The following is a 2,917-nucleotide window of genomic DNA, read 5'->3' as shown; positions in this document are numbered from 1 at the left end:
TATTATTAGACCCCTGTTGATTCTTTTTACCCTGCCTTTAACTATTTTGACCCTAGGGTTATTTATTTTTGTGGTCAATGCCATTTCCTTTTCTTTAGCCTCCTATTTTATCCGTGGCTTTGAGGTAAAATCATTTTTTGCCGCTTTATTCGGTTCGATCGTGGTTTCGATCATTTCAGGAGTTTTAAATGGCATTTTCGTTGACTAAAGTGGGCAATAATTCGGTTGTTTAAAACAGCTTGGCTTACTCTGATTGATTAATTTCTGATCGAGAGACGTTGATTATAGCAACGTCTCTCTATTTTTTTTGGGGATGAGTAAATCTCTACTGATTTGCTGTGGCTTTTGTCGTTAAAAATCAGGAAAATTTCATCCCAAGATTTCCATCTCAAGCAGCCAGAGCAAGTTCAATTACTGTTAAAATAAATGGAATTGTTGAGCTAAGTAGATTAACTAATCTCCAGTCAGTTTTTCTTGATTCCCCCCCACCCTACACCCTGATCACTAAAAATCGATGAACCAATTAAACTTAGAAGTTGCGGGAAAAAAAGAACGTTTAGATGCTTGGATGGGGTCACAATTACCCGATTTATCGAGATCGAGGCTGCAAAAATTGATAGAACAGGGATACATACAGTTAAACGGTCAAATTTGCACTAATAAAAATACTAAAGTTGGTCAAGGTGATCACTTAAAGATTACCATTCCCGACAGTCAACCCCTCGAATTAACCGCCGAGGCGATCGAGCTTGATATTCTTTACGAAGACGAATATCTGATTATCATCAATAAACCGGCCGATTTAGTGGTTCATCCGGCCCCCGGCCACGAATCGGGAACCTTGGTCAACGCTTTACTGCATCACTGCCCAAATTTAGCCGGAATCGGTGGAATTCAACGCCCCGGCATAGTTCACCGCTTAGATAAGGATACCACGGGTGCGATCGTTATTGCCAAAACCGACCAGGCCCATCAACACCTACAGGCACAATTAAAAACCAAAACTGCCCGTCGGGAATACATGGCCCTCGTCCATGGTGTCCCCAAAAGCGAAACAGGTACAATTGATCTGCCCATCGGTCGTCACCGCAGCGATCGCCAAAAGATGGCTATTATTGCCGTGGAAAAAGGCGGTAGAAATGCCGTCACCCACTGGCAAGTCAAGGAAAGACTAGGCAACTACACCTTAATGGAATTTCGCCTAGAAACTGGCAGAACTCATCAAATTCGCGTTCATAGCAGCCATATCGGTCATCCGATTCTTGGGGATCCCCTTTATAGTTCCGGTCGTTCCATCGGGATTAATCTACCCGGGCAGTTACTCCACGCCCATCGTTTAATCTTAATACATCCGGTCACGGGAGAGAGCCTAGAAGCGATCGCTCCCTTACCCGCTATTTTCCCGAAAGTTTTAGCTATTTTACGGCAGAGAAACCCCTAGCGCACAAATTGCGGCATAATCTCTGCTGCTGTCCATAATCCGTAGATACCGCGACGATGCAGGGAAACCCCCGCTTTCAGATAACCGAAAGCTGGCCCGCAGACATTAGCCGCCATACTGGTTTCATCACCTAAAGTGAAGGTATGGGTGGAAATTTTGCCTTCAAAAGTCCGCCCCGTGACTTTAACATTGGTACTTAAGGGCTTTTTCGGGTTGCGCGTATCCACCACACCCCCGACGGAAACCCGATCGCGTCCACAAATTCCGGCTAATTCCAGCATAATATCGTCGGCGTGTTCCATATTTTCGAGGCTGAGAATGCCATTGGTTTTATTTAACAGCATTTCCACTTCCGCATCACTCATCCGGTGGGCCGTTTCTGGGTTGTAACTGGGTAAATGGGCGATATCTTCGCGAATAGTGGCACGATAAGCCTCCCAGTTGGCGATTCCCACGCCAAAGGTAATTTTAACGCTGTGAATCTCTGCATAACTCTGGGCAGCTAGGGCAGCGGCCGCAGTTAACAGTCCGGGGGTAGCACCGCAGCCGGTCATGTAGGTGATGCCGGCGGCTTCTAGGTCTGCTTGTAGTGCTAATATTTGTTCCATGGCGCTGGTACGTTTGAGAGCATCGACTAAAACTCCGCGCCAACCTAAGCGAATGAAAGTTTTAGCGATATCGGCCATGAAATTGTTAGGTAAATTCGGTAAGGCGAGGAAATAGCCTTCTACGTCGGCAGTTTTGATTAATTCCTCGATACTGTTCTCGCTGAGACTGCCGTAATTTTCCAGATAACCGATCGAACCCCGGTCATGATAAATTTTGTTACAGGTATTGACATCTAGACCGTCTTTGTGGTATGCAAAACCAGCTTTATCGGCGGCGGCAGTCCAAAGCATTTCCTGTTTGGGGGCGAGAATTCTAGCGGCAGCCTGTCCCAAACCACCAAAACCTAAAACACCGATCCGAAGGCGATCGCTGGCTATTTGTTTATTCATATTTGTTCTGATTCCTATAGACAAAATTCTATGATCTCGGCGGTCGTGGTTCGCCGTTGCATCTCCTTTATTTTCAATTTATCGCTTCAGGTCGTCTTTTTTGTGTACTTTTGTTAAATTATGCCCTCCGGGGACAGGTTCGCCCTTGACGATGAAGAAAAGTTACGCGAAACTTACAAAAAATGAAAGTGGTTGGCCGAGATAATATAAAGTTTTGCTAAAATTTTAACCAGATTGCTACGATTAGCAAACTATCGTAAATTAAAACGATAGGGAGCTTTGCAAACCCCAGATCACGCCGAGAAGACCTATGAGCATGGAAAGCCTAGAGTTTATCATCTATCCCGATGGTCGCGTCATGGAAAAGGTGACAGGCATAGTCGGTTCATCTTGTCAAGAGGTGACGGCGGCGATCGAGGCACAACTCGGGCAGCTGATGTCTCAAGAGAAAACCTCGGATTATTACCATCAAACCGTC

General features: G+C 45.5%; 4 protein-coding genes. 3 read left to right on the top strand and 1 reads right to left on the bottom strand.

The window, feature by feature from the left end; all coding sequences use genetic code 11:
- Together PX484_RS25545 and PX484_RS25540 are read left to right on the top strand one after the other, a co-directional pair.
- On the top strand, positions 1-208 hold a 208-nt coding region (locus PX484_RS25545; protein ID WP_288106249.1), incomplete at its 5' end, for a phage holin family protein.
- Positions 209-514: 306 nt separating this feature from the next.
- Positions 515-1,441: an RluA family pseudouridine synthase gene (locus PX484_RS25540; RefSeq protein WP_002801974.1), complete on the top strand. Its 927-nt coding sequence runs from the start codon at positions 515-517 to the stop codon at positions 1,439-1,441.
- Here PX484_RS25540 and bioU read toward each other — a convergent pair.
- Positions 1,438-2,439: a (S)-8-amino-7-oxononanoate synthase BioU gene (gene bioU / locus PX484_RS25535; RefSeq protein ID WP_287666099.1), complete on the bottom strand. Its 1,002-nt coding sequence runs from the start codon at positions 2,437-2,439 to the stop codon at positions 1,438-1,440. The two genes, PX484_RS25540 and bioU, sit on opposite strands and share 4 nt — an antisense overlap.
- A 310-nt stretch (positions 2,440-2,749) precedes the next feature.
- Between bioU and PX484_RS25530 the strand changes: the two genes are divergently transcribed.
- Positions 2,750-2,917, top strand: a 168-nt coding sequence (locus tag PX484_RS25530; RefSeq protein WP_288106252.1) for a DUF2997 domain-containing protein, incomplete at its 3' end; no start/stop codon positions are given.

Source organism: Microcystis sp. M49636_WE2, assembly GCF_030065375.1.
GTDB lineage: Bacteria > Cyanobacteriota > Cyanobacteriia > Cyanobacteriales > Microcystaceae > Microcystis > Microcystis aeruginosa_C.
Note: the sequence above shows the minus strand (reverse complement) of the source record. Positions and strands in the feature narration are given on the sequence as shown.

Excerpts from the sequence above, each read along its gene's own strand:
- PX484_RS25540 (WP_002801974.1), top strand. The coding sequence starts at position 515 with ATGAACCAATTAAACTTAGAAGTTGCGGGAAAAAAAGAACGTTTAGAT.
- bioU (WP_287666099.1), bottom strand. The coding sequence starts at position 2,439 with ATGAATAAACAAATAGCCAGCGATCGCCTTCGGATCGGTGTTTTAGGT.